At 74.1% G+C, this 23,272-nt stretch carries 22 protein-coding genes; 6 read left to right on the forward strand and 16 right to left on the reverse strand.

Features of this window, described 5'->3' with window-relative positions; genetic code table 11:
- Window positions 1–2 precede the first annotated feature (2 nt).
- The 10 genes from Q7A36_RS25355 to Q7A36_RS25400 all read right to left on the reverse strand — a co-directional run bounded on the left by Q7A36_RS25355 (window position 3) and on the right by Q7A36_RS25400 (window position 10,205).
- Complete coding sequence (locus Q7A36_RS25355; RefSeq protein ID WP_305106556.1) at window positions 3–1,010, reverse strand: tetratricopeptide repeat protein; 1,008 nt, start codon at window positions 1,008–1,010, stop codon at window positions 3–5.
- Between the two features lie 265 nt (window positions 1,011–1,275).
- Complete coding sequence (locus tag Q7A36_RS25360; protein ID WP_305106557.1) at window positions 1,276–2,166, reverse strand: energy transducer TonB family protein; 891 nt, start codon at window positions 2,164–2,166, stop codon at window positions 1,276–1,278.
- A 2-nt stretch (window positions 2,167–2,168) separates the two neighbouring features.
- Window positions 2,169–2,600, reverse strand: a complete 432-nt coding sequence (locus Q7A36_RS25365) for a biopolymer transporter ExbD (RefSeq protein ID WP_305106558.1) — start codon at window positions 2,598–2,600, stop codon at window positions 2,169–2,171.
- Window positions 2,601–2,605: 5 nt separating this feature from the next.
- Window positions 2,606–3,283, reverse strand: coding sequence for a MotA/TolQ/ExbB proton channel family protein (locus Q7A36_RS25370; protein WP_305106559.1), 678 nt, complete (start codon window positions 3,281–3,283; stop codon window positions 2,606–2,608).
- Complete coding sequence (locus Q7A36_RS25375; protein WP_305106560.1) at window positions 3,280–4,437, reverse strand: PepSY-associated TM helix domain-containing protein; 1,158 nt, start codon at window positions 4,435–4,437, stop codon at window positions 3,280–3,282. The genes Q7A36_RS25370 and Q7A36_RS25375 overlap by 4 nt, the downstream gene beginning before the upstream one ends.
- Window positions 4,434–5,117, reverse strand: a complete 684-nt coding sequence (locus Q7A36_RS25380; RefSeq protein ID WP_305106561.1) for a Fe2+-dependent dioxygenase — start codon at window positions 5,115–5,117, stop codon at window positions 4,434–4,436. The genes Q7A36_RS25375 and Q7A36_RS25380 overlap by 4 nt, the downstream gene beginning before the upstream one ends.
- Before the next feature lie 4 nt (window positions 5,118–5,121).
- Window positions 5,122–7,242 carry a TonB-dependent receptor gene (locus tag Q7A36_RS25385; protein ID WP_305106562.1) on the reverse strand — a complete coding sequence of 707 codons (2,121 nt, stop codon included), beginning with the start codon at window positions 7,240–7,242 and terminating at the stop codon, window positions 5,122–5,124.
- A 496-nt stretch (window positions 7,243–7,738) separates the two neighbouring features.
- Complete coding sequence (pdxA, locus tag Q7A36_RS25390) at window positions 7,739–8,758, reverse strand: 4-hydroxythreonine-4-phosphate dehydrogenase PdxA (protein ID WP_305106563.1); 1,020 nt, start codon at window positions 8,756–8,758, stop codon at window positions 7,739–7,741.
- The gene (locus Q7A36_RS25395; RefSeq protein ID WP_305106564.1) at window positions 8,755–9,849 is read right to left on the reverse strand and encodes a four-carbon acid sugar kinase family protein; all 1,095 of its coding nucleotides are present in this window, start codon (window positions 9,847–9,849) and stop codon (window positions 8,755–8,757) included. The genes pdxA and Q7A36_RS25395 overlap by 4 nt, the downstream gene beginning before the upstream one ends.
- Window positions 9,846–10,205 carry a helix-turn-helix domain-containing protein gene (locus Q7A36_RS25400; RefSeq protein WP_305106565.1) on the reverse strand — a complete coding sequence of 120 codons (360 nt, stop codon included), beginning with the start codon at window positions 10,203–10,205 and terminating at the stop codon, window positions 9,846–9,848. The genes Q7A36_RS25395 and Q7A36_RS25400 overlap by 4 nt, the downstream gene beginning before the upstream one ends.
- Window positions 10,206–10,690: 485 nt before the next feature.
- On the opposite strand from Q7A36_RS25400, the gene Q7A36_RS25405 reads away from it, so the two are divergent.
- The 3 genes from Q7A36_RS25405 to Q7A36_RS25415 all read left to right on the forward strand — a co-directional run bounded on the left by Q7A36_RS25405 (window position 10,691) and on the right by Q7A36_RS25415 (window position 13,632).
- Entirely contained in the window at window positions 10,691–11,383 is a 693-nt protein-coding gene (locus Q7A36_RS25405) for a DUF4142 domain-containing protein (RefSeq protein WP_305106566.1), read from the forward strand.
- 92 nt (window positions 11,384–11,475) lie between these two features.
- Complete coding sequence (locus Q7A36_RS25410; protein WP_305106567.1) at window positions 11,476–12,669, forward strand: MFS transporter; 1,194 nt, start codon at window positions 11,476–11,478, stop codon at window positions 12,667–12,669.
- 147 nt (window positions 12,670–12,816) lie between these two features.
- The gene (locus Q7A36_RS25415) at window positions 12,817–13,632 is read left to right on the forward strand and encodes an SDR family NAD(P)-dependent oxidoreductase (protein WP_305106568.1); all 816 of its coding nucleotides are present in this window, start codon (window positions 12,817–12,819) and stop codon (window positions 13,630–13,632) included.
- Window positions 13,633–13,695: 63 nt separating this feature from the next.
- Here the strand turns inward: Q7A36_RS25415 and Q7A36_RS25420 are convergent, their stop codons facing one another.
- The 5 genes from Q7A36_RS25420 to Q7A36_RS25440 all read right to left on the reverse strand — a co-directional run bounded on the left by Q7A36_RS25420 (window position 13,696) and on the right by Q7A36_RS25440 (window position 18,384).
- Window positions 13,696–15,258: a D-aminopeptidase gene (locus Q7A36_RS25420; RefSeq protein WP_305106569.1), complete on the reverse strand. Its 1,563-nt coding sequence runs from the start codon at window positions 15,256–15,258 to the stop codon at window positions 13,696–13,698.
- Window positions 15,245–16,204: a peptidyl-alpha-hydroxyglycine alpha-amidating lyase family protein gene (locus tag Q7A36_RS25425; RefSeq protein WP_305106570.1), complete on the reverse strand. Its 960-nt coding sequence runs from the start codon at window positions 16,202–16,204 to the stop codon at window positions 15,245–15,247. The genes Q7A36_RS25420 and Q7A36_RS25425 overlap by 14 nt, the downstream gene beginning before the upstream one ends.
- 22 nt (window positions 16,205–16,226) lie before the next feature.
- A complete protein-coding gene (locus Q7A36_RS25430; RefSeq protein WP_305106571.1) occupies window positions 16,227–17,168 on the reverse strand; it encodes an acetamidase/formamidase family protein in 942 nt (313 codons plus the stop codon).
- A gap of 110 nt (window positions 17,169–17,278) precedes the next feature.
- Window positions 17,279–17,485 carry a hypothetical protein gene (locus tag Q7A36_RS25435; RefSeq protein ID WP_305106572.1) on the reverse strand — a complete coding sequence of 69 codons (207 nt, stop codon included), beginning with the start codon at window positions 17,483–17,485 and terminating at the stop codon, window positions 17,279–17,281.
- A gap of 98 nt (window positions 17,486–17,583) precedes the next feature.
- Window positions 17,584–18,384 carry a helix-turn-helix domain-containing protein gene (locus Q7A36_RS25440; protein ID WP_305106573.1) on the reverse strand — a complete coding sequence of 267 codons (801 nt, stop codon included), beginning with the start codon at window positions 18,382–18,384 and terminating at the stop codon, window positions 17,584–17,586.
- A 74-nt stretch (window positions 18,385–18,458) separates the two neighbouring features.
- Here Q7A36_RS25440 and Q7A36_RS25445 point away from each other — a divergent pair, with 74 nt between their 5' ends.
- The 3 genes from Q7A36_RS25445 (at window position 18,459) to Q7A36_RS25455 (ending at window position 22,156) form a co-directional block, all read left to right on the forward strand.
- Complete coding sequence (locus Q7A36_RS25445; RefSeq protein ID WP_305106574.1) at window positions 18,459–19,694, forward strand: MFS transporter; 1,236 nt, start codon at window positions 18,459–18,461, stop codon at window positions 19,692–19,694.
- A 248-nt stretch (window positions 19,695–19,942) separates the two neighbouring features.
- Entirely contained in the window at window positions 19,943–21,559 is a 1,617-nt protein-coding gene (locus tag Q7A36_RS25450) for a sensor histidine kinase (protein ID WP_305106575.1), read from the forward strand.
- A gap of 342 nt (window positions 21,560–21,901) precedes the next feature.
- A complete protein-coding gene (locus Q7A36_RS25455; protein WP_305106576.1) occupies window positions 21,902–22,156 on the forward strand; it encodes a hypothetical protein in 255 nt (84 codons plus the stop codon).
- A 125-nt stretch (window positions 22,157–22,281) separates the two neighbouring features.
- Here the strand turns inward: Q7A36_RS25455 and Q7A36_RS25460 are convergent, their stop codons facing one another.
- Entirely contained in the window at window positions 22,282–23,229 is a 948-nt protein-coding gene (locus Q7A36_RS25460; protein ID WP_305106577.1) for an exopolyphosphatase, read from the reverse strand.
- Between the last annotated feature and the right edge of the window lie 43 nt (window positions 23,230–23,272).

Raw genomic sequence — 23,272 nt, forward strand, 5'->3', positions numbered from 1 at the left:
CGTCACGGCGCGTGCCGGACCGTCCGGCGCGTCAGCGCGCGCGCCAGCCCGGCCATCGCCCGCGCCAGGTGGCGCCGCAGGCGGTCCCGCGCCATCGAGGTCCGGGACGCCGGCCGCAGCATCGCCTGCGCCTCGGCATGGCCGGCCGCCGCGGCCCGTTGCAGCCAGGACCGCGCGGCCTCGGCCTCGCCCGAATCCCGCAGCGCCATGGCATAGGCGAAAGCGTCCGCGGCCTCGCCGCCCTCGCAGCAGCGCGCCAGGGCACGCAGGCGGATCGCCTGGAATTCCGGCTCCGGCGCCTGTTCCAGCGCGCGGGCCATGCTGCGCAGGAAGCCCCGTGTGCCGCCGGCGACCGCGTGGCCGAACCATGTCGCCGCCTCCGCGACGCGTCCCTGCCGGGCGAGGAGGGTCCCGTGGTTGAACTGGCCGCGGAAGTCGCCGCCTTCCGCGGCGCGCCGGTACCAGAGCGCCGCGGCGCCCGGGTCCGGCGGCACCTCCCAGCCTTCCTCAAGGAAGCGCCCGATCAGGTTCGCCGACTTCGCATGCCCCTGCGCCGCGGCGCGCCGGTACCAGAGCAGCGCCTGGCCCCGGTCCTGCGGCAGGCCGGCGCCGCGGGCCAGGAGATTGGCCAGGTTGTACTGCGCCCAGTCGTAGCCGCGTTCCGCCGCGTCGCGGTAGAAGGGCGCCGCCGCGGCGGCGTCGGCCGGGACGCCCCAGCCATTCTCGTGGCAGCGGCCGACCATGTTCGTCGCCTCGACCGATCCGGCCCCGGCCGCGACGGAGAACCAGGCGAAGGCCGCCGTCGCGTCGCGCGCCACGCCGCGTCCGTCCAGCAGCAATTGCGCATAGGCGGTCTGGGCCTCGACGACGCCGTAGCGCGCCGCCGCGCCCAGCCAACGCGCCGCCTCCTGCGGGTCGCCCCTCAGCATGGCGTCGAGGTCGTCCGGCGTCAGGCTGCGGCAGGCCTGGTAGGAGATGTCGGACGGGGCGGCAGGCTCTCGGCGGGGCATCGCGCTCCTCGGGTCTTCGGTCTGTGCAGGGTTGTCCGGCGGCGCGGATGGAGGCGGTCTGCCGCCGGACGGCGGCACGGCGTCCTGACCGGCCGCTCGCCGTCGCGGCGGAATCAGCGGTACATCGCCGCGCCGGGCGCCTGGATGGCACCTCGACCACCGGCAGTCCCGGAGCATCCGCTCGGGGGCAGGTCGTGCAGCGGGCCTGCCGGGTCCCCGATCCGGCGTGCCGGGCCACTCGGGGCACCCGACAGGCCGCCATCCCTCACCGCAGCGCGAAGCGCACCGGGACGGTGAGTTCGATGGTCTCGCCGGCGAGGTCGGCCGGCGGGGCCGGCAGCGGCGAGGCGCGCTGGATCATGGCCAGCACCGCCTCGTCCAGCGCCTGGTCGCCGGCGCTGCGCTCGAGCCGGAAGCCGATGACCGTCCCGTCCCGCCGCATGCGGAAGCGCAGCATGGCGACGCCCTGGGCGCGGCGGCCGCGGGCCTCCTGCGGATAGGCCTTGTGCCGCTCGAGTGCGGCGAAGAGGCGCGAGACGTAGTCGGGCGAGGGCGCCGCCGCGACGGCGGCGGCCGGCGCCGGAGCGGCCGGTGCCGCGGGCATGGCGGGCGCGGCGGGCGCGGCCTCCGCCAGGGCGGGGCGCGGCGGCGCGGGGCGGCGAGGCACGGCGGGCGGATGCGGCGCGGGCGGCGTGGCGACCGGCGGCGGCGGCAGGGGCAGGTCGGCCTCGGCCTGGGGCGGCTCGGGGGACGGCTCGGGTGGGGGCGGCAGCGGCTCGGGCTCCGGCGGAGCGGGCGGCGCCTCGGCCAGCATGGGCTCGGGCGGCGGGGGCGGCGTCTCGGGCTCGGGCGGGGCCGTGACCTCGGGCGGGGGTGGCGCGGCCTCAGCCACGGGCTGCGGCGGTGCCGGCGCCTCGGCCGGCATCGGCGGCTCCGGCGCCGGGGTCGCCGGCTCGGCCGCCGGCATCTCCAGCATGATCACCGGCATGGGCTCCGGCGCCCGGTCCGGCAGGCCGAGCAGCAGCAGGGCGCCGGCGACGAGGTGCAGCCCGGCCGAGCCGGCCCAGGCGAGGCGCCGGGCGGAGGGCGCCCGGCCCGGCGCCGCCGCGGGCGGGGGCGGCTCCATCGGCACGGGGCGGGGCAACGGCTGAGCCACGCTCAGCGCCCCGCGGCCGGCGGCTGGGCGACCAGCGCCACCCGGCTGATGCCGGCGCCCTGCACCAGGGCCATGACCCGCAGCACCTCGCCATATTCGATGCCGCGGTCGGCGCGCAGGTGCAGCGCCCGCTCGGGGGCGCGCGCATGCTCGGCCGAGAGCCGCTCGGCCAGCGCCGCCTCCTCGATCGCCTCCTTGCCGAGGAACAGCCCGCCCTCGCGGGTCAGGCCGAGCTCGAGCGGCGGCTCCGGCGGGGCGAGCCTCGCCGCCGCGGCGCGCGGCAGGTCGACGGGGACGCCCATGCTCAGCATCGGCGCGGTCACCATGAAGATCACCAGCAGCACCAGCATCACGTCGACCAGCGGCGTGACGTTGATGTCGGCGACGGGGCGGGCTTCGTCCCCGTCATCGCCGCCCGGCAGCAGCATCGCCATGGCGGCTACTCCGCCGCGGCCCGGCCGCCGGCGAAGACGCGCGGCTGGCGGGCGAGGCGATGGGCGATGGCGGTGGCGGCGGCCAGTGCCTCCTGCCGGATGCGCGACAGGCGGGTGGCGCAGCGGTTGTAGGCGATGGTCGCCGGGATTGCGGCGACGAGCCCGACGGCGGTGGCGAACAGCGCCTCGGCGATGCCCGGTGCGACGGTGGCCAGGCTGGTGTCGCCCTGGGCTGCGATGCCGGCGAAGCTGTGCATGATGCCCCAGACCGTGCCGAAGAGGCCGATGAAGGGGCTGACCGAGCCGATCGTCGCCAGCAGCGGCAGGCCCGGCTCCGCCCCGCGCAGCCGCGCCGCGACGCTCGCGCGCATGGCGTGCTCGATCCGGGCGCGGAACTCGCCGGCGGTCTCGGCCGCCTCGCGCCCCTCGCGCCATTCCGCCTGACCGGCGCGCATGGCGGCGGCGGCCAGGCCCTCGCCCCCGGGCGGCGGCTGGTCGGGCTGCGCGGCCTGGGCGGCGAGGCGCCGCGCCTCCCGCGCCAGGCCGCGTAGCGCCACGGCCTTCTCCAGGATCACCGCCCAGCCGGCGAGCGAGGCGAGCAGCAGCAGCGCCATCACCCCCTGCACGACCGGGTCGGCCTGCAGGACGAGGGCGAGGGGCGAGAGGTCGGGCGCGTCTGTCATGCGGGCTTGCCTTGCAGGAGGGCGAGGCGGCGGCGGTTGCGCCGGCGGAGCAGCCAGGCCGCGAGGCCGGTGACGAAGAAGAGCGGCATGGCCAGGCCGGAGAGGAAGACCAGGATCCGGCCGGGCCAGCCGAGCAGCGCGCCGCCATGCAGCCAGCGCTGCAGCGCCAGCGCCTCCTCCGCCGGGCCGCGGGTGCGCGGCCCGCGCTCCTGCAGCACGGCGCCGGAGGCGGCGTCGAGGCTCAGCAGGGTCCGGGCGCGCACCTCCGGGTCGGTGCCCGCCGGCCGCAGCGTCACGGTCCAGCCCTGGCCCGGGCGGGCGGGCGGCGAGAGGCCGGTGACCTCCTGCCCCGGCAGATGCGCCAGCGCGGCCGCGACGATCGCATCCGCATCCGGCCCGGCCGGGGCGCGGGGCCGCTCCTGGCCACCGGCCGGTCGGCTGCCGGCGCGCTCGGGTGCCGGGCCGGCAGCGGGACCGAAGCCCGGGCCGGGCGCGGCGATGCCGAGCAGCGGGCGGAACCAGCCGGGGAAGACGATGGCGACGCCGGAGAAGGCGACCACGGCCAGCACCAGGACCGTCCAGACGCCCACCAGCCGGTGCAGGTCGAGGTTCAGCAGCAGCGCCGGCCGGCGGCGCAGCGTGACGAGCGCGCGGCCCAGGCCGCCCTGCCGCGGCCACCAGAGCCAGAGGCCGGTACCGCAGAAGAGCAGCGTCAGCACGCCGAGCCAGCCGACGATCTCCCGCCCGCCCTGCTCGCGCAGCAGCAGCACCTCGTGGAACTGCCGCACGGTGCCGACGAAGCCGGCACGGGTATCCCACTCGCCGAGCAGCGCCCCCGTCGCCGGGTCGTAGGTGCCGGTCAGCCCGCCGCGCGCGCCCCGCGGCGGCGAGACGATCCAGACCGGCCAGACCGCATCGGGCGGGCGGATGCCGCCCACCGGGCGGCCGGCGGCCTCGGCCGCCCGCATGATGGCGGCATAGCCGATCTCCGGGCTGGCCGGCCCGCTGGCGGTGAAGAGCGCCGGGTGCAGCGCCGCGTCGATCTCGCGCTGGAAGGAGAGGATGCTGCCGCTCGCGCCCAGCAACGCGAGCACCAGGCCGAGAACCAGGCCGATCCAGCGATGGCCGAGCAGCAGGGCGCGGCGGGCGGTCATGCGTCCGCCCAGCGGCGCAGCAGATTGTGGTACACCGCGGTCAGCTCCGTCAGCGACCCGTGCCCGGGCAAGAGGTCGGCGCGGGCGCGGTTGATGGCCATGTCGAGGTCGAAGAGCAGGCTGCGCTGGCCGTCGTCGCGCACCATGCTCTGGATCCAGAAGAAGCTGGCGAGGCGCGAGCCGCGGGTGACCGGCGCGACGCGGTGCAGGCTGGTCGAGGGGTAGACCACCGCATCCCCGGCGGCGAGCTTGACGCTGTGCGCGCCATAGCTGTCCTCGACGATCAACTCGCCGCCGTCGTAGCTCTCCGGATCGGCCAGGAACAGCGTGCAGGAGACATCGGTGCGGATGCGCCCGCCGCCGCCGGACAGCAGCCGGATGGCGTTGTCGACATGCGCGCCGAAGGTCATGCCCGCGTCGTAGCGGTTGAACAGCGGCGGGAAGACCTTGAGCGGCAGCACGGCGGTGAGGAACAGCGCCGAGCGTTCGAGCGCGCCGAGCACGAGACCGCCGAGCGCCCGGTGCTCCGGGCTGCCCTCGGGGATCTGCAGGTTGTCCTTCACCTGCGCCGACTGGTGGCCGGCGGTCACCCGCCCGTCCACCCAGGGCGCGCGCGCCAGCAGCGCCTGCGCCTCGGCGAGTTCCGCCGCGTCGAGCAATCCGGCGATGCGGACCAGCATCGGCTCAGTACCTCGCCGCGACGGTGAAGAGGAAGGTGCGGCCGGCGCCCGGCGTCACGTTGCCCTGGTAGACGCCCTCGTAGAACCGCTTGTCCGTGAGGTTGAGGGCATTGACGCGGAGCTGCACCTTCTCGGTGACCGACCAGGCGAGGGCGGCATCGAAGCGGGTATAGGCCGGCACGCGGACGGTATTGGTGTTGTTGCCATAGCGCGCGTCGATGTAGCTGAGGCCGCCGCCGAGCTGGACGCCGTAGGGCAGGTCGTAGCTGGTCCAGAGCGTCGCCGTGTTGCGCGGCGTGTTCAGCAACTGCCTGCCGCGCTCGGCGGGGTTGTTCGACTTGGTGATCTCGCCGTCGATGTAGGTATAGCCGGCGATCACGTTCCAGTCCCGGGTGATGCGGCCGGCGGCCGAGACCTCGAAGCCGTCCGAGCGCTGCTCGCCGTCCAGCACGTTGAGCGTGCCGTTGGTCGGGTCAGGCGTGCGGGCATTGGTCTTCTCGATGCGGAAGAGCGCGCCGCGGATCGCCAGGTCCTGGGTGACGTCCCAGCTCGCCCCCAACTCGAAGGAGCGGTTGCGCTCGGGATCGAGGTTGGCGGTATTGGCCGCCAGCGTCAGCGCCTCGGCCGAGGGGTTGAAGGAGGTGCCGGCGGCGAAGTAGGTGCGCACGCTGGTCCAGGGCTTGAACACCAGGGCGCCGCGCCAACTGAACATGTTGTCGGTGCGGTTGAAGTTGGTGCTTACCCGCGTCGCGGCGGCGAGCTGCGTGTATTCGGCATTGAACATGTCGTAGCGGCCGCCGACCAGCACCTCGAAATACTCGCCGAGCTGCATCTGGTCGACGAGGAAGGCGCCGACCGTATAGGCGGTGGTCTCGGTATTGGTGTTGAGGGTACGGATCTCGGTGAAGGGCTGGTAGAAATCCGGCGCGAAGAGGTTCGCGGCCGGCCGCGCATTGGTGGTGAAGCGGGCAAGCTGCGCGGTCTCGCGCCCGGCCTCGAGCCCGGCGACGATCTGGTGCCGCACCGGCCCGGTATTGGCGACGACGCGCAGCTCGGTCTGGTTCTGCAGGATGGTGTCGACGCCGTTGCGCACCTGCGGCTGCCGGTTGACCAGGACATTGGCGAGGTTGGTCGACGGCGTGACGGTGCCGATCAGCCGCGGCGCGGTCGCGTCGATGTCGCGCGTGTAGTTGCCGTAGCGGGTGGTGTTGCGCAGGCTGATGCCGTCGGCGAAGCGGTGCCGCATGGTCGCCGTCACCACGTCGGTCTCGGTCCGCTCGCGGTCGAGGTTGTTGAGGCCGTAGAAGGCGCCGCGGCTCACCGGCACCGGAAGGCCATTGGCGAAGGGCACGCCGAAATCGGGGACGTTGTCCTCCGACTGGTGCAGGTAGTGCAGCGAGAGCTGGGTATTGGTGCCGAGCCCCCAGGTGGCGGAGGGCGCGACGCCCCAACGCTCGTTGTTCACGCGCGTCCGGCCGCTCTGGTCCTGGGTATGGGCCATGGCATTCAGCCGCACCGCGACATCGCCGGCCGCGAGGTTGACGTCGGCGGTCGAGCGCAGGCCGAAGGGGGTCATCCCGGTCAGCGTCAGCTCCCCGGAATTGCCCTGCTTCGGCATCCGGGTCGTGAGGTTGATGGCGCCGCCGGTCGAGCCGCGGCCAAACATGATGGAGGACGGGCCCTTCAGGACCTCGACGCTGTCGAGGAAGAAGGGATCGCGGGTGTACTGCGCGGAGTCGCGGATGCCGTCGATGAAGAAGTCGTTGCGGGCGGAGAAGCCGCGCAGCGTCAGGTTGTCGCCGGAGAAGCCGCCCTCGCCGGCGGCGAGGCTGATGCCGGTCACGTTGCGCAGCGCTTCCCGCAGGCTGGTCGCGCCGCGCTCCTCGATCAGCGCGCGGGGCACCACGGTGATGCTCTGCGGCGCCTCCCGCACATCGGTGGGCATGCGGACGACGGGCGTCTCGTCGGCACGGTAGCGCGGCGGGGTCGGCGCCTGGACGTTCAACTCGGGCAGGGCAAGCGTGGCCGGCGGGGTCTGCGCCGCGGCGGGCAAGGCGGCCAGCACGCCGAGGCCGGTCAGGCCCAGGCTCGGCTGGAGTGCGGCGGGGGTCGGGCGCAGGGACATAGGCGGGTCGATCCGGCAGTGGGCCTGACCCTGTTACCGCAAGTAAGAATCAGTCGCAATAGCGCCTGCAAATCATTCGCAACCATGCCGTCGATCGCCGGCCCTGTCAGGCCCCCGCCTCCCCCTATCCCGCATGCGCCCCGACGCCTCGGTGCGGCCTGGCAGCGGGCGCGCCGCCCGAGGCGGGACTGCGCCGCATACCAATCGCGGCGGACCGGGACCTCCGGCACCGCCGCGCGCAGCCGCGACATGGGTTGCTGAACGAGGCCGTGCGGGATGCAGGCCCGCCGCGGGGTGGCGGTCGGGACCTGCAGCGCCGAACGGCGCCCAGGAGTGCGATGCCGTCAGGGCCGTGGTCGCGGCGCGCCCACCGGATGCGACGGCCATCGTGTCGCCGGCCCGGCCCTGGCCGCCGGGGCGGTGGCCAGGGCGCGGAGGCCGGCACCGCAATCGATGTCGGTGGAACCGGCGATCCCGATGCGACGCAGCGGTCCGGTCAGGCCACGCTGCCGGCGAGTCGCTCCGCGTATTCGATGGCCTCGATCAGGCTGGTCTCGCTGGCGATCCCCTTGCCGGCGATGTCGAAGGCGGTGCCGTGGTCCACCGAGGTGCGGATCACCGGCAGGCCGAGGGTGATGTTGACACCCGAGAGCGCTTCCCATCGACCCGTCGCAGGATCCACCTGGAAGCCGAGCAGCTTGACCGGGATGTGCCCCTGGTCGTGGTACATCGCCACCACCGCGTCGAACTGCCCGGCGCGCAGCTTGACGAAGACCGTATCGCCCGGCACCGGGCCGGTCACGCGCATCCCCTCGGCCACCGCGGCGGCGATGGTCGGCGCCACCACCTCGATATCCTGCCGGCCGAAGAGGCCGCCCTCCCCGGCATGCGGGTTCAGCGCCGCGACGGCGATGTGCGGCCGCGCGATGCCGAGGCGCCTCAGCGCGTCATGCGTCAGGTCCAGCACCAGCCGGATGCGCTCCGGCGTCACCCGCTTCGGCACCTCCTCCAGGGCGACATGCGTGGTGACGTGGCTGACGCGCATGTTGCCATGCGCCAGCATCATCACGCTGCCGCGGCGGCCGGTCAGCGCCGCCAGCATCTCGGTATGGCCGGCATAGTGGTGGCCGGCATCGTTCAGCGCCTCCTTGTTCAGCGGCGCCGTCACCAGCGCGGCGACGCGGCCGGACTGGGCGAGGCGCACGCCCTGCTCGATCGCGAGATAGGCGAAGCGCCCGGCCTCCGGCGAAAGCTGGCCGGGCGCGATCGGCGCGCGCTCCTCCCCGGCGGGGAGGAAGGCGAGCGGCGGCCAGTCGTCGCCGGCGGCCACCGCGGGGATCTCGACCTCCGGCGCGAAGGCGGCCCGGGCCTGGTGCAGCGCCGTGCCATGGCCGATGACCAGCAGCTTCAGCGCGCCGGCGGCCAGCCGCGGCGCCAGCGCCCGGCAGGCCTTGACGATGATCTCGGGCCCGATCCCGGCAGGATCGCCCATGGTGATGGCAAGATGCGCGGTCATGCGCGGTGGTCCTTCCGGGGCAGGTGGTTGGCGGCCAGCAGGTCGCGCCACAGCGCGGCATCCCCGAAGGCGCCGGATTTCGAGACGACGGGCAGCCCGTCCCAGGCGCCGCCCTGCAGACGGGAGCGCGGGACGCCGGGCCGCACGAGGCCGGTGGCGAGCAGGCCCTGCGCGCCGAGCGCGGCGCAGACGGCGCGCAGCGTCTCACCGCCCGCGACGACGAGCGTGCCGGGACGCGGCAGGGCGCGCAGCAGCGCGGCAAATTCGGCGGCGATGCGCGCGGCGGCCGTATCGCGCGGCAGGCCGGCGGGCAGGGCGAGGCTGACCAGCGCGGCGCCCACCCCGTCCAGGTGCCGCGCCACGCGCGGCGCCTCGGCGGCCTCCGCGAGGGGCAGCCAGGCCTCGCCGCAGGCGGCCAATTGCCGCGCGGTCGCCGCCTGGTCGGAGCCGAAGAGGCCGAGCACCGGCGGCCGCAACGCCGTCTCCGGCACCACGCCGGCGGTGCCGGCCAGGGCGCGGGCGAGGCCGCCGCTGCCGCACCACAGCACCGGCCCCTGGGCCGCGCGGCCGAGCGCGGCGATGCGGGCGAGGTCCGCATCCGTCTCCGCGTCGAACCAGGCGATGCCGGGCGGCAGCGGCGCGTCCGGGCGGCCCGGCCGGACCTCCAGCCCCTCGGCCGCCCAGGCCGGCATGGGGATGGGCGCCCAGCCGCCCTCCGCCGTGCCGGCCAGCGCCTGGCCGCCGCGGGCGATGCGCCGCTGTGCCGGGAAGGCCGGGGCGATGATGGCGTGCCGCCAGGCCCCGCTGGCCCAGCAGGCCGCGAGTTCCGTCGCGACGTTGCCGCGCAGCAGGCTGTCCAGCTTGCGGTAGGCGATGCCCGCGCCCGCCAGCGCCGGCGCCAGGGCCCGCACCGCGGCGATGGCGGCCTCGCGCGGCGCCTCCCGCGTGTCGCTCGAGAGCGCGAGGCTGCCCTCGGCCGGCGCGGCATCCCACCGCACCGGCACCGGGCCGCAGAGCGCGGAGAACTCCGCCGCCGTGTCCAGCGCGCCGGTCAGGTCGTCCGCCAGCAACCGCAGGACCGGCCGGGTCATCGCGGCACCTGCCAAGGGCCGGTCGCCCCGTGCGAGCGGCGGGCCGCCGCCACCTGCGCGCGGGGCGCGGCCAGGTCGCGCGAGGCAAGGCTGGGCCCGAGGCCTGTCCGCGCCAGCCGGACGCGGCGCCCGCCGGGTGCGGCGCGCAGGCTGCCGGGGTCGCGCAGGGTATGGATCAGGTGAAGGGCGGTGCCATGGTCAAGCCCGACGCGCATCGCCGCCTCGGCGACCGTCAAAGCCGGCAGGCCGGGCCCGAAGGCGCCCAGCACGGCGAAGGGCGTGGCGAAGGACCGCACCTGGTTCTTCGGGTTGTCGGCCGGGCGGTCCTCCCGCTTCGGCGCCGTCGCCTCGCCCATGCCCGCCTCGTGATCGGAGTGCGAACACCTGCTCGATGTGCTCGGCACTGCTAAGCCGGCCGCCGCGACGGCGTCAACCGCCCCCCCCTGGCGGATGCGCGCCGTCCGCCCAGGCCCATGCCGTGATGAAGGGCAGACGCCGGCCGGAGATCCCGATCGGCGGCGCGGGCCTGCAGGCGGCGACGGCCGGGGCCGCCAGCCGGGGCCTATGCCTCGACCGGTTCAGATTGCCGGGGGAGGTGCGGCTTCGTCGGGCGACCCCGAAGGACGGTCGGGCGCGCCTTCGCCCGGACCATCTGCGTCCACGGCCGGTCCGCGATGACGGGCGCTTGCCCGTCCCCGGCTTCCACCGCGTCGCCTTCGCCCCCTGCCCGAGCAGCCAGCCCCAACCGGCGGCAGAACCGCACGGCCCCGCGACCGTTCCTCCCCGCAGCCGGCCGCCTCCCCCCCGCATTCCCCCGGGCGGCCAGGACGGGAGACGCTTCATGCACCGGATCAACCGGAGACTGACCCTGCTCGCCGGCGCGGCCCTCGCGGCCGGCCCGGCCCTGGCCCAGACCGAGCAGCAGCGTGCCCAGGCCGTCCAGGGCCAGGTCGGCGGCGCCGGGCAGGCCGGCACGCCCGCGCCGGCCGCCACCGGCGCCCGCGCCGAGGTGGTGACCACGCCGGAGTTCATCCGCCTCGCCACCATGAGCGACCGCTTCGAGATCGCCAGCAGTCGGCTGGCCGGCGAGAAGTCACAGAATGCGCAGGTGAAGGAATTCGCCCAGCACATGATCCGCGACCACGAGAAGACGACGAAGGAGCGGCTGACCCTCGCGCAGCAGATCCCGGGCTCCGGCACCGGCGCTGATGTCCCGCTGCCGAACGGCCGCGAGTCGCAGGGCAATGCGCAGAGCGGCCCGATCACCAATGCCCAGGGCGGCCCGCAGCCCGAGGGGCTGGACCAGCAGCATACCGCGCTGCTGCAGCAGCTCCAGCAGGCGAGCGGCGCGGAGCTCGACCGGCTCTATGCCCGTCAGCAGGTCACGGCGCACCAGCAGGCCGTCGACATGTTCCGCAATTACGGCCAGTCCGGCGACAATCCGCAGCTCAAGCAATGGGTGCAGAAGACCCTGCCGGATCTCGAGCAGCACCTGCAGCTCGCGCAGCGGCTGCAGCAGGGCCTGCAGGGCTGAGCATCCTGCCCGGCGGATGAACCCGCCGGGCATCCGCTTGGCGCGGCGGCGCGGCCGGGCGAGGCTTCCGCCATGCCTCGCTGTCACGCCAGATGAACCCGCCCGCCGCACCGGCCCCTGCGGAGGCCACCCGCACCGCCCTGATCCTCGGCACCGCGCAGACCCTGGCCTGGGCGGTCAGCTACTACCTGCCGGCTGTGGTCGCGCCGGTCGTCGTCGAGGAATCCGGCGGGGACCGGACGCTGGTCTATGGCGCCTTCTCCCTCGCCCTGTTGATCTCGGGACTCTGCGCGCCACGGGTCGGCGCGGCGATCGCGCAGCGGGGCGGCCGGCCGGTGCTGCTCGCCTCCGCCCTGGTGCTGGCCTGCGGCCTCGCGCTGCTCGGCCTGCTGCCCGGGCTCTGGGGCTGGGCGCTGGGCTGGATGGTGCTCGGCCTCGGCATGGCCCTGGGGCTCTACGAGGCCGCCTTCGCCACCCTCGGCGTGCTCTATGGCCGCGCGGCGCGGCGGCCGATCACCACCGTCACCTTGCTCGCCGGCTTCGCCAGCACCCTCGGCTGGCCGATGAGCGCGGCGCTGGTGCCATGGCTGGGCTGGCGGGGCACCTGCCTCGCCTATGCTGCGCTGGTGCTGTTCGTCGTTCTGCCGCTCTACCTGCTGGTGCCGCGCGCGGCGGCGCCGGCCGAGGCTGCGCCGGGCGCGGCGGCGGAGCCCGGGGACCCGCCGCCGCCCGCCGCCTGGGTGCGGCGGAGCTTCCTGCTGCTCGCGGTCTTCTTCACGCTGCGCGCCGTCATCAGCGCCACGCTCTCGGTGCACATCATCGCGGTGCTGGGCGGGCTCGGCCTCTCGGCCGCGGCGGCGGTCGGGGCGGCGGCGCTGCAGGGGCCGTCGCAGGTCGGCGGGCGGCTGCTGGAGTTCACGCTGGGCCGGGCGGCGCATCCGCTGACCGCGGCAAGGCTCGGCGGCGCGCTGCTGCCGGCGGGCGCCCTGCTGCTGGTGCTGGCGGGGCCTGCCGCGGCGGTGCCCTTCGTCGTGCTCTACGGCGCGAGCAACGGGATCCTCACCATCAGCCGCGGCGCGGTGCCGCTCGCGCTCTTCGGCCCGAAGGGCTACCCGGTGCTGATGGGCCGGCTGGCGCTGCCGATCCTGCTGGCCCAGGCCGGCGCGCCGACCGTGACGGCGCCGCTGGTCGCGGCGCTGCCGGCGGTCGCGGTGCTCGGCCTCGGCGGGCTGCTCGCGCTGCTCGCCCTCGCCTGCCTGCTGCCGCTGCGGCCGGCGCCGTCCTGAGGCGCGCCGATGACCGAAGGGCCGGATGGCCCGGAGGTCTGAATCGGCGCGCCCAACATACAAGGCGGGTCGTGTGGCCGGCGGAACCCTGGGAACGCGCGCCGCCACACGGCTGTTGGGGGGCCTGATCCTCTGGGAAACAGGCTCATGTCCTCGACCGCCTCGCAGCCGCTCGCCGTCGTCACCGGCGCCTCCTCCGGCATCGGCCGCGAACTCGCCAGGATCTGCGCCCGCAACGGCTTCGACCTGCTGATCGCCGCCGACGAGCCGGAGATCGAGCAGGTCGCGACCGAGATCCGGAGCCTCGGCGCGCAGGTCGATGCCGTGCAGGCCGATCTCTCGACGACCGAGGGCGTGGACAGGCTCACCGGCGCGCTGCGCGGCCGCCCGGTCGAGGCGCTGCTGGCCAATGCCGGCCGCGGCCTCGGCAAGGGCTTCCTCGACCAGGACTGGAAGGAGGTCCGGCACGTCATCGACACCAACGTCACCGGCACGCTCTACCTGATCCAGCAGGTCGGGCGCGGCATGCGGCAGCGCGGGCAGGGCCGGATCCTGATCACCGGCTCCATCGCCGGCTTCATGCCGGGCACCTACCAGGCGGTCTACAACGCCTCCAAGGCCTTCCTCGACAGCTTCTCCTTCGCGCTGCGGCACGAGGTGAAGGAGGATGGCATCAGCGTGACCGTGCTGATGCCAGGCGCGACCGAGACCGAGTTCTTCGAGCGCGCCGACATGCTCGACACCAAGATCGGCACGGCGAAGAAGGACGACCCGGCGATGGTCGCCGAGACCGGCTTCAAGGCCATGATGCGCGGCGACGGCGACGTGGTCAGCGGCTGGCACAACAAGCTGCAGACCGCGATCGCCTCCATCACCCCGGCCGGCATGGCGGCCAAGGCGCATGCGAAGATGGCGGCGCCCGGCACCGGCAAGCCGCAGCAGGAGCCCTCGCCGGGCCGCTGAGCCAGGGCCGGACCGGTCCGGCGGGCGGCGGTCCACGGAAGCCGGGGCTTTCGCGGGCGTGCCTCACCCGACCCGCCGATAGGCCAGGCCGCGGGCGAGCCAGCAGCCGAGGGTGATGCCCTCGGCCCGGCCGGCGGCATCACGCCGCACCGCGATCGTCCAGTCGCCCGGCGGCGTGTGGTCCAGCGCCCGGGGGCAGGGCAGCGCCCAGAGATCGGGGCCGATCGGGTCCAGCAGTTCCATCCGCCCCCGGCCGAGGAAGCCCGATAACCCGCCGTAGAGCGCGTCGCCGGCATCGGCGACGGTGAGTTCCGCATCGAGTTCCTCGCAGCGGTAGCGCCCGGCGATGTCGGGCCGGGGCTCGCCGTTGCGGGGATCGAGCCGGCTCGACTGGTTCTCCTGCGGCCGGTCCATCCAGAGCCCCTCGGCGGCGGGACGCAGCCGCGTGCGGCCATTGCCCGCGCTGCCGTCGGGCTGCAGGTCCAGCCGTTCGGCGGAATGGCCGAAGCGCAGGCGGAGCTGCCCGGGTGCGGCGAGGTCGATGCGGGCTGCGAGCCCCGTCTCCGGCTCGCGCCAGGCGCCGAGCCAGGCGGGCGGCGGCAGGGTGGCATCGGGCTGCGGCCGCGCCTCGCCCAGCACCGCCGCCAGCGCGTCGAGCGCCGCGGCCGAGGCATCCGCGAGGTGGTTGAACAGCACCACGACCGAGACGCGCTCCGACGGGACATAGAGCCGGTGGCTGCGCCAGCCCCGCAGCGCGCCGCCATGGCCGATGACGGCGCGGCCGAACTCCGTCCCGCGGGAGAGGCCGAAGCCATAGGCCGCCGGATTGCCGTCGGCGAAGGCGACGGGCGCCGAGAGGCGGCGCGGCAGCGACTCCGCCTCGTCGCGCGTCGCGTCGATATGCCGCTCCCAGGCGATCATGTCGTCGAGGCTGGCGCCGAGCCCGGCATCGCCGGTCCAGAGGATGCGGTTCTCGGCGGCGCGGAAGCCGCTGGCCTGGCTGCCCTCGTAGCCCTCCGTCCCGTCCGGCATGGCGCGCGTGTCGGCGGCGAGCAGCGCCGTGCCCATGCCGATGCGCTCGAAGAGGCGGCTGCGCAGCAGCTCGGCGAGGCTGCGGCCGGTCTGTTCCTCCAGCGCCTCCGAGAGCAGGCGGAAATTCTGGTTGGCGTAGGAATAGCGGCTGCCCGGCGCGAATTGCAGCGTCCGGGTGCCGGCGATGACCCGCGCCGCCTCCGCCGCGCCGAAGGCCGATTCGGCCGGCGCGCCGTGCAGCATGGCGACCGCCCAGTAGTCGCGCAGGCCGGACTGGTTGTGCATGAGGTGCAGCGCCGTCGGCGCCGGCCCCTCCAGATGCGGCAGGCGGGCGCGGAGGAGCGGGCCGAGCGCCATAGGGTCCGGGCAGGCATCCAGCACCAGGGCGCAGGTGAACTGCTTGGTGACGGAGCACATCCGGAACAGCGTCCGCGGCGTGAAGGGAATGCGCCGCTCGGCATTGGCATAGCCCCAGGCACGCCGCGCCAGCACCTCGCCCCGGCGCAGCACCGCGATGGCGCCGCCCGGCCCGGGGTAGAGGCGCGGCAGGTCGCGCAGCAGGCGGTCCAGCCGCCCGGCCTCAGGCGGCAACACGGCGGTATTTCTGCAGGCAGCGCACGCCCTCGGGCGGCGGCGGCCTGCCGTCGTGGTAGCGCGGCCAGGCGGTGAAGCTGACCTCGGCGACATAGAGGTCGCCCCGGCTGTCGACGCAGAGCCCGTGCGGCGACCAGAACTGGCCGGGCCCGCCGCCGAGCTCGCCGAAGCGCGACAGCACCTTGCCCTCCATGTCGAGGACCGAGATGCGCGGGCCGAGATTGGGAAAGTCGCGGTTGACGGGAAGCTGCGGTCCCAGTTCGCCCACATAGCAGCAGGGGCAGCGCCCCTTGCCGAGGAAGAGCGAGCAGGGTCGGTGGACATTGGTCCATTGCCCCTGGTAGCGGCCATTCCCGTCGAAGATCTGGACCCGGTGGCTCTCCCGGTCCGCGACATAGACCAGGCCCGCATCGTCGCAGACGATGTTGTGCGGCAGGTTGAACTCGCCGGGCTCCATGCCCGGCCGGCCCCAGGAGAGGAGGTGCCGGCCCTGCGGCGAATATTTGTGCACGGCGGCATTGCCGTAGCCGTCGGAGACATAGATGTCGCCCTCGGGCGAGAGCGCGGTATGGGTGCAGCGATTGAAGGGCCGGCCCGACATGAAGGGCGCGGGCTGCCGCGGCAGGCCGATGGTCAGCAGCACGCGGCCGTCGAGGGTGCATTTGCGCACGGTGTGGTCGCCATCGTCGGTGCACCACAGGATGTCGTCCGGGCCCATGTGCAGCCCATGCGCGCGGCTGAAGAGGCCCTCGCCCCAGCTCGTCAGGAATTTGCCGTCCCTGTCGAAGACGACGATGGGGTGCTCGCCGCGGCTGAAGGCATAGACGCGGTCCTGGCTGTCCACCGCGACGGCGGCGACCTCCTTCAGCGACCAGCCCTCGGGCAATTGCCCCCAGCCCTCCACCGCCTCGTAGCGGAACTCGCCGGTGCCGAATGTCCCGGTCATGGTTGTTCCCTCCCCCCGTGCATCAGAACAGCAGGCCCTTCTTCAGCAGGCCATGCACGCCCTTCTCGCCATTCACCGTCTGCGTCACGTGGAAATCGACGGCGAGCGAGCAGAAGGCATAGGCCTGCTCGCGCGAGAGATTGGTGCGGCCGCAGATGAAGGCGATCATCTCCCGGACCGCCTGCTTCATCGCCTGGTCCAGGTCCTCGTTGATGCCCATGGCGATCCAGTGGGTCGGCGTCTCGGCCCGCGGCATGGCCTGGCCGGTGCGCTTGTGCAGGCGGAAGGTGAAGGTGCCGGTCAGGCACATCTCGAGCGCGCTGACGCAGACCTCGCCATCGCCCTGCACGCCATGGCCGTCGCCGACCGAGAAATTGGCGCCCGGCACGTGCACCGGCAGGAACAGGCTCGAGCCGACCTGCAATTCCTTGTTGTCGAGGTTGCCGCCATGGATGCGCGGCGCGATGGAGGTGATGGTCCCGAAGGCCGGCGGTGGCGCAACGCCCATGACGCCGAAGAAGGGGGCGAGGGCCAGTTCCGTACCCCAGGGCAGCCGGCAGACCCGGCGCTCCCGGTCCACCGGGATGTGCATCAGGTGGGTCTCGTGGAAATCCTCGGGCAGCGTGCCGGCCAGCGGGCGGATCACGTTGTAGCCCCAGTCCGCGCCCGGCTCGATGCGGTCGATCGAGACCTCGAGCGTGTCGCCCGGCTCGGCGCCCGCGACGGCGATCGGGCCGGTCATGATGTGGCCGAGCCAGGGCTCGCGGTTGGCCTCGACGACGGATTTCAGCGCGGGCGGGATGGCGAGGCCGCTGCCCTCGGGCGGCAGCACGGAGGGGCGGCCGGAGACGCACTCGACCTCCACCGTGTCGCCGGACGCGATGCGCAGCACCGGCGGGAAGCCAGCGTCGAAGACGCCGATGCGCGTCGTCTCAGGCGTGGCGGGCAGCGAGTGGAAGGCCATGGCGCGACCGGCTCCTCGGGCAGGGTCGCGCGATGATGCGGTCGGCCGGCGCCGCCGGCCAGAGGGGCGGGACGAACGGGGCAGAACTGCTGGGGACGGGACGGCTGGCGTCAGAAGGGCTGGCGGCTGTCCCGGCGCATGCGGGCGAGGGCGATGACGGCGCCGGCGGTCGCCACGAGCAATGTCGATGCGGCGGCCCAGACCAGGCAATACAGCGCCACGCGCGCCAGCATCTCCGCCGAGACGAGATCGAGCCAGAGGATGGTCGAGAGGGCGACAAAGCCCAGGATGCCGTGACGGATCGCCAGCGCCCGCATGATGTTCGCTCCCTCCCGGCCTGGATGGATCCTTGACCGAAACGCAACACGTTGGATCGGATCGTATACCACACGTCCATGTGAAGCAAGTATGAGTCCTAGCGCACATCGGAGTCCCGCCCGGCGCCCGGCGTGGTCCCGAAGGCGGCCCGGAAGGCCGCGCCGAAGGCCGGCGCGCTGGCATAGCCGACCGCCGCGGCCGCCCGCGCCGGCGGCACGCCCTGCGCCAGCAGCGCCGCGGCCTCCGACAGGCGCAGCATCTGCCGCCAGCGGCCGAAGCTCATCCCCGTCTCGCGCCGGAACAGCCGCGTCAGCGTCCGCGGGCTCGCGCCGCAGGCCGCCGCCCAGGACTCCATGTCCGCATCCCGCGCCGGGTCGGCCCGCAGCGCCTCGGCCAAGCGCAGCAGGCGCGGGTCGCGCAGCGCCGGCACGCCGAGCGGCAGGGCCGGGGCGCGCGCCATCTCGTCGAGGATCAGCGCCGTGAGGTGCCGGCCGCGCCCGGCCTCGTCCCATTCCAGCGGCTCGGAGCAGGCGGCGAGGATCAGTTCCCGCAGCAGCGGCGAGACGGCCAGCACCGCGACGCCCGCCGGCCCCGCCTGCGCCGCATCGGCCCGCAGGAAGAGCGCCCGCATCGCGACCGGCCCCTGCATGGCGGTCACGTGCGGCATCCCTGCCGGGACCCATAGCGCGCGGCCGGGCGGCACCACATAGGCCGCCGCATCGGTCGTGATGCGCATGATGCCGCGCGTGGCGTAGAGCAATTGCGCCCGGGCATGCGCATGACGCGGGACCTGCTCGCCATCCACATAGTCCCGAGTGAAGCCGGAGAGCGGCCGGTCCACCGCATCCTGCGGCAGGCGGCGGGTGGGCGCGGGCGGCAAATGGCCGGATGGCGACATGGCTTGGCCGGACGTCTGTTTCCGGCCAGCCTAGGATGGCTGCCAAACAGCCGCCAAGACCCGAGGATCGCCCGATGCAGGACCCGGCGACGCGCCAGATCGTCTTCATCAACGCCGCCCATACGCTCACCCATTACGGGCTGCTGATCCTGGCGACCGCGGTGCTCGGCATCGTGCAGCAAGCGCCGGAGGCCTTCGGGCGGGAGTTCGGCCCGGTGCTGGCCCTCGGCACCGGGATGTTCGTGCTCTACGGCGCAGGGTCGCTGCCCATGGGCTGGCTGGCCGAGCGCTTCGGGCGCAAGGCGCTGATGGCGGCCTTCTTCCTCGGCGCGGGCGGGGCGATGGTGATGGCCGGGCTGGCGACCACGCCGCTGCTCCTCGGCCTCTCGCTCGCCGTCATGGGCGCCTTCTCCGCCATCTACCATCCGATCGGCACCGCGATGCTGGTCGAGGCGGCGGGGCAGCGCGTCGGCCGCGCGGTCGGCATCAACGGCGTCTTCGGCAATCTCGGCGTCGCGCTCGCGCCGGTGGTCACCGCGCTGCTCGCGGCGCGGCTCGGCTGGCATGCCGCCTTCGTCGCGCCGGGCGTCATCTCCATCGCGCTCGGCCTGCTCTACCTGCGCGAGCCGGCCTTCGACACCGCCAAGGCCGCCGGGCCGCAGAAGCCCTTCCCGGCGATCCCGCCGGCCGTAGTCCGCCGCGCCGTCGCGGTGCTGCTGACCATCGCCGCCGTCTCCGGCCTGGTGTTCAACGCCTTCACCCTGCTGCTGCCGAAGCTGATGGAGGAGCGGCTGGCCTCCTCGCCCGACCTGCTGCCGGTGGTCGGGCTGCTCGCCTTCCTCGCCACGCTCTGCGGCGGGCTGACGCAGTTCACGGTCGGCCACCTGATCGACCGGCGGACGCTGAAGTCGATCTTCCTGCCGCTCGCCATGGTGCTGGTGCCGGCCATGGCGCTGCTCGCGGTCGCCGAGGGCTGGGTGGTGCTGCCGCTCGCCGCCCTCATCGCCGCCTCGGTCTTCGGGCAGGTGACGGTGAACGAGACCATGACGGCGCGCTATGTCGCGCCGGCGCTGCGCACCAAGCTCTATTCCATCCGCTTCGCCATCGGCTTCCTCGGCGCCGCCGCGGCCTCGCCCCTCATCGGCTTCCTGCACGAGGCGACCGGCGGCCTGACGACGCCCATGCTGGTGCTGGCCGGCTTCGGCACGCTGACCTTCCTCTGCGCCCTGGTCTTCCCAAACCGGGAGGAGGAGCTGAAGCCAGAGCTCTGGACGCGGCACGCGGCGGCGGCGGCGGCACCGGCCGAGTAGCCCGGGGGGAAGGGAGAGAACGTTCGGCGCAGTGCGCCGAACCCCCCCGATACCCCCACAACCCTCCTTTTTCTCTGAATCCGCTGTTGCAGCCTGCGGACTCATAGAAAAAGGTGGGGTGGGTGCGGGAGGGGAGTTCCCTCCCCTCCCGCCCATGACGCGGTGCATGGGCCGTGCCGGGACAAGTTTGGTGCTTTATCGGTCCGGTGCCTTTCAACCGCCGCCGGCAAGGGCAATTCTGTCGTCCGATGCCGAAGCCAGCCGCCCCCCTGCCCGGATCCGAAACGCCCGCGCCGCACGGGGACCTGGCCGCGCTCATCCGCGACCTCGACGGCGCCGGCACGCCGCTCGGCAGCCCCTCGGCCTGGCCGCGCAGCCTCGCCGCCACGGTCGACCTCATGCTGGCGGCCAGGGCGCAGATCGTCCTGTTCTGGGGGCCGGAATTCGTCGCCCTCTACAACGACGCCTATGCACCGACGATCGGCGACAAGCATCCCCGCGCCCTCGGCCGCCCGGCGCGCGAGAACTGGGCCGAGCTCTGGGACGACCTCGAGCCGCTGCTGCGCGGCGTGCGCGAGACGGGCGAGACCTTCCACGCCAGCGACCGGCCCTTCTACATCGAGCGGCACGGCTACGGCGAGACGGTGTATTTCGACGTTTCCTATTCCGCCGTCCGCGACGAGGCCGGCGGGGTCGGCGGCGTGCTCTGCATCGTCTCCGAGACGACCGGGCGCGTGCTGGCGGCGCAGCGGCAGGCCTTCCGCCTGGCGCTGGCGCAGCGGCTGCGCGACCTCTCGGAGCCGCAGGCCGTCATGGAGGCAAGCGTCGAGCTGCTCGGCCGCCACCTTGGCGCGAACCGCGTCGGCTACGGGGAGGTGCAGCCGGACGACGCGACGGTCATCCTGCATACCTGCTGGACGGATGGGGTCGGGCCGCTGCAGGGCGCCTGGCCGCTCGACGGCTTCGGCCGGCATTCCATCGCGGAGCAGCGGCGGGGCCTGACCCAGTGGTCCGCGGACCTCGCCCGGGATCCGGACCAGGATCCGGCCCTCTGGGCCGCGCTGGAGACGCGGGCCGCCGCCTCGGTCCCGCTCATCCGCGGCGGCCGCTTCGCCGCCTCGCTCTACGTCAACTTCCGGGCGCCGCATCCCTGGACGCCGGAGGAGATCGCCCTCATCGAGGAGGTGGCCGCGCGCACCTGGGCCGAGGTCGAGCGGGCGCGCGTCGAGCGGCAGCAGGCGCTGATCCTGACCGAGCTGAACCACCGGGTGAAGAACATCCTCGCCACCACCCAGGGGATCGCGGCGACGACGCTGAAGGCCGCGGGCGGCGACCCGGCCCGCTTCGCCGAGCAGTTCGGGGCGCGGCTGCGCACCCTGGCCCGGGCGCATGACATGCTCACCGCCCGCCAATGGGAGCCGGCCGGGGTCGAGACGACGATCCGCACGGCGCTCTCGCCCTGGATCGAGACGACCCGGGCGGTGCAGATCGCCATTGCCGGCGAAGCCCGGACCATCGCCGTCTCGCCGCGCCAGGCCCAGGCCCTGGTGCTCGCCTTCCACGAGCTTGCCACGAATGCGGTGAAATACGGCGCGCTGTCGCAGCCGGCCGGCCAGGTCACGATCCGCTGCGAGGCCGGGCCGGGCGGGAGCGTGCGGCTCCGCTGGACGGAGGCGGGCGGCCCGCCGCTATCGGGACCGCCGGGCCGTCGCGGCTTCGGCACGCGCCTGCTGGAGCGCGGGCTGGCCAGCGACCTGGGCCGGGGCAGCCTGGTCGAGCTTCGCTTCGCGCCGGCGGGCCTCGAGGCGGACATCGCCTTCGTCCCGGACCGGCCGGACCGGTGGGAGCGGGCGGGCGGCGCCTGAGCCGGGCCCGTGCCCGCCGCCGCGGCGGGCTGCCGGAGCAGGAGTCCGCGGGTGGGCCCGCATGTCCTGCGGCCCGGATCGCCGAGGCGCAAGCCTGCCCGGGATTCCGTGACGGCGCATATCGGGGCGCTTGCCGGGGGTGGCGCGGGACCGGCTGCGGGCACGGCTGTCCGGAAGGTGTTCCTGCCGGCACGGCGGCAGGAACACCTTCCGGACAGCGGCTGTTGCGCATCGCCTGGTTAATGTGACCTTGGCAAGATGGACCAGCCTGTGACGATCGCTGCGGGTGTGCCGGGGGCATCGGGCCCGCAGGCTTGCCCATCGGATGCCCTGTCCCTCGGGGTGCCGCTCGCCGCCGCCCCGAGGCTGCCGGGCTGGCGCGAGGCGTCGCCAGGTATCCCGACCGTTTGGGCGGCGGCGGCGGCCGCGATCGACGGCGCCCTGGTGGGAGGCGCCATGGCCCGGGTGCGCGTCATCCGGGCAAGGCTGCTGCAGCGGGCAACCCGGTCCCTGATCGCGCGGTCACGGGCGGCCCGCGCCGAGCGGCAGGCGGACCGCGCCGAGCGGCCGCGGGCGGGGTGGAACGTGTCCGCCTGAGCGGGCGCCCCAGGGTCCGCGCCGCGGACGGTCCCTGGCGGACCTCCATCCCGGGGAGCCTGGCCGCAAGGCGGGTCGGGCTCAGCGCGTCACGGCATGGCCGCGGCCGGGCGACCCGCCCCGGGTCAGGCGCCCCCCGGACCGGCGCCGTTCAGCGCGACGATCATCTCCGCCTTGACCTCGTCGGCCCGCTCATTGGGCACCTGGCAGGTTCCCGCGGCGCGGTGGCCGCCGCCGCCATACCCGAGGCAGACCGTCCCGACATCGATCGGCGAGGAGCGGTCGAGGATGGACTTGCCGATCGCGAAGACGGTGTTCTGCCGCTTGAAGCCCCAGATGACATGCGCCGAGATGTCGCATTGCGGGAACAGGGCATAGACCATGAAGCGGTTGCCCGCGTAGATGGTCTCCTCGCCGCGCAGGTCGATCAGCGCGAGCCTGCCGTGCACGGTGGTGCAGCGGCGCAGTTGCGCGACGAAGGGCTCCCGGTGCGCCTCGTAGAGATCGATTCGCTCGCGCACGTCCGGCAGCGCGAGGACCTCGTCGATCCCGTGGGTGCGGCATTCCTCGATCAGCCGCATCATCAGGTCGTAGTTCGAGATCCTGAAGTCGCGGAACCGGCCGAGGCCGGTGCGGCTGTCCATGAGGAAGTTCAGCAGCGTCCAGCCCTTGGGATCGAGGATGTCCTCGCGGCTGTACCGGGCGGAATCCGCCTGGTCCACGGCGGCCATGAGGTCGAGGCCGACCTGCGGGAAGGCTGCGGCGCCGCCGTAGTATTCGTAGACGACGCGGGCGGCGGAGGGCGCCGCCGGGTCGATGACGTGGTTCTCGCGCACCTGCCCGGCGCAGCGCGTCAGCTCGCTGGCATGGTGGTCGAAGGAGAGGTGGCAGCCCTCGACATAGGGCAGGTTGGTGACGATGTCCCGGTCGGTGACCGGGATCGCCCCGTCCTGCATGTCCTTGGGATGGACGAACTTGACCTCGTCGATGAGGTCGAGCTCGCGCAGCAGCATGCCGCAGACGAGTCCGTCGAAGTCGCTGCGCGTGATGAGCCTGTACTTGCCTGTGGCCATGATGGTGTGCCCGCTGGTGGGATCTGCCGTCTCGGACCGACGG

The organism is Paracraurococcus lichenis (genome assembly GCF_030657435.1).
Classification (GTDB): Bacteria; Pseudomonadota; Alphaproteobacteria; order Acetobacterales; family Acetobacteraceae; genus Paracraurococcus; species Paracraurococcus lichenis.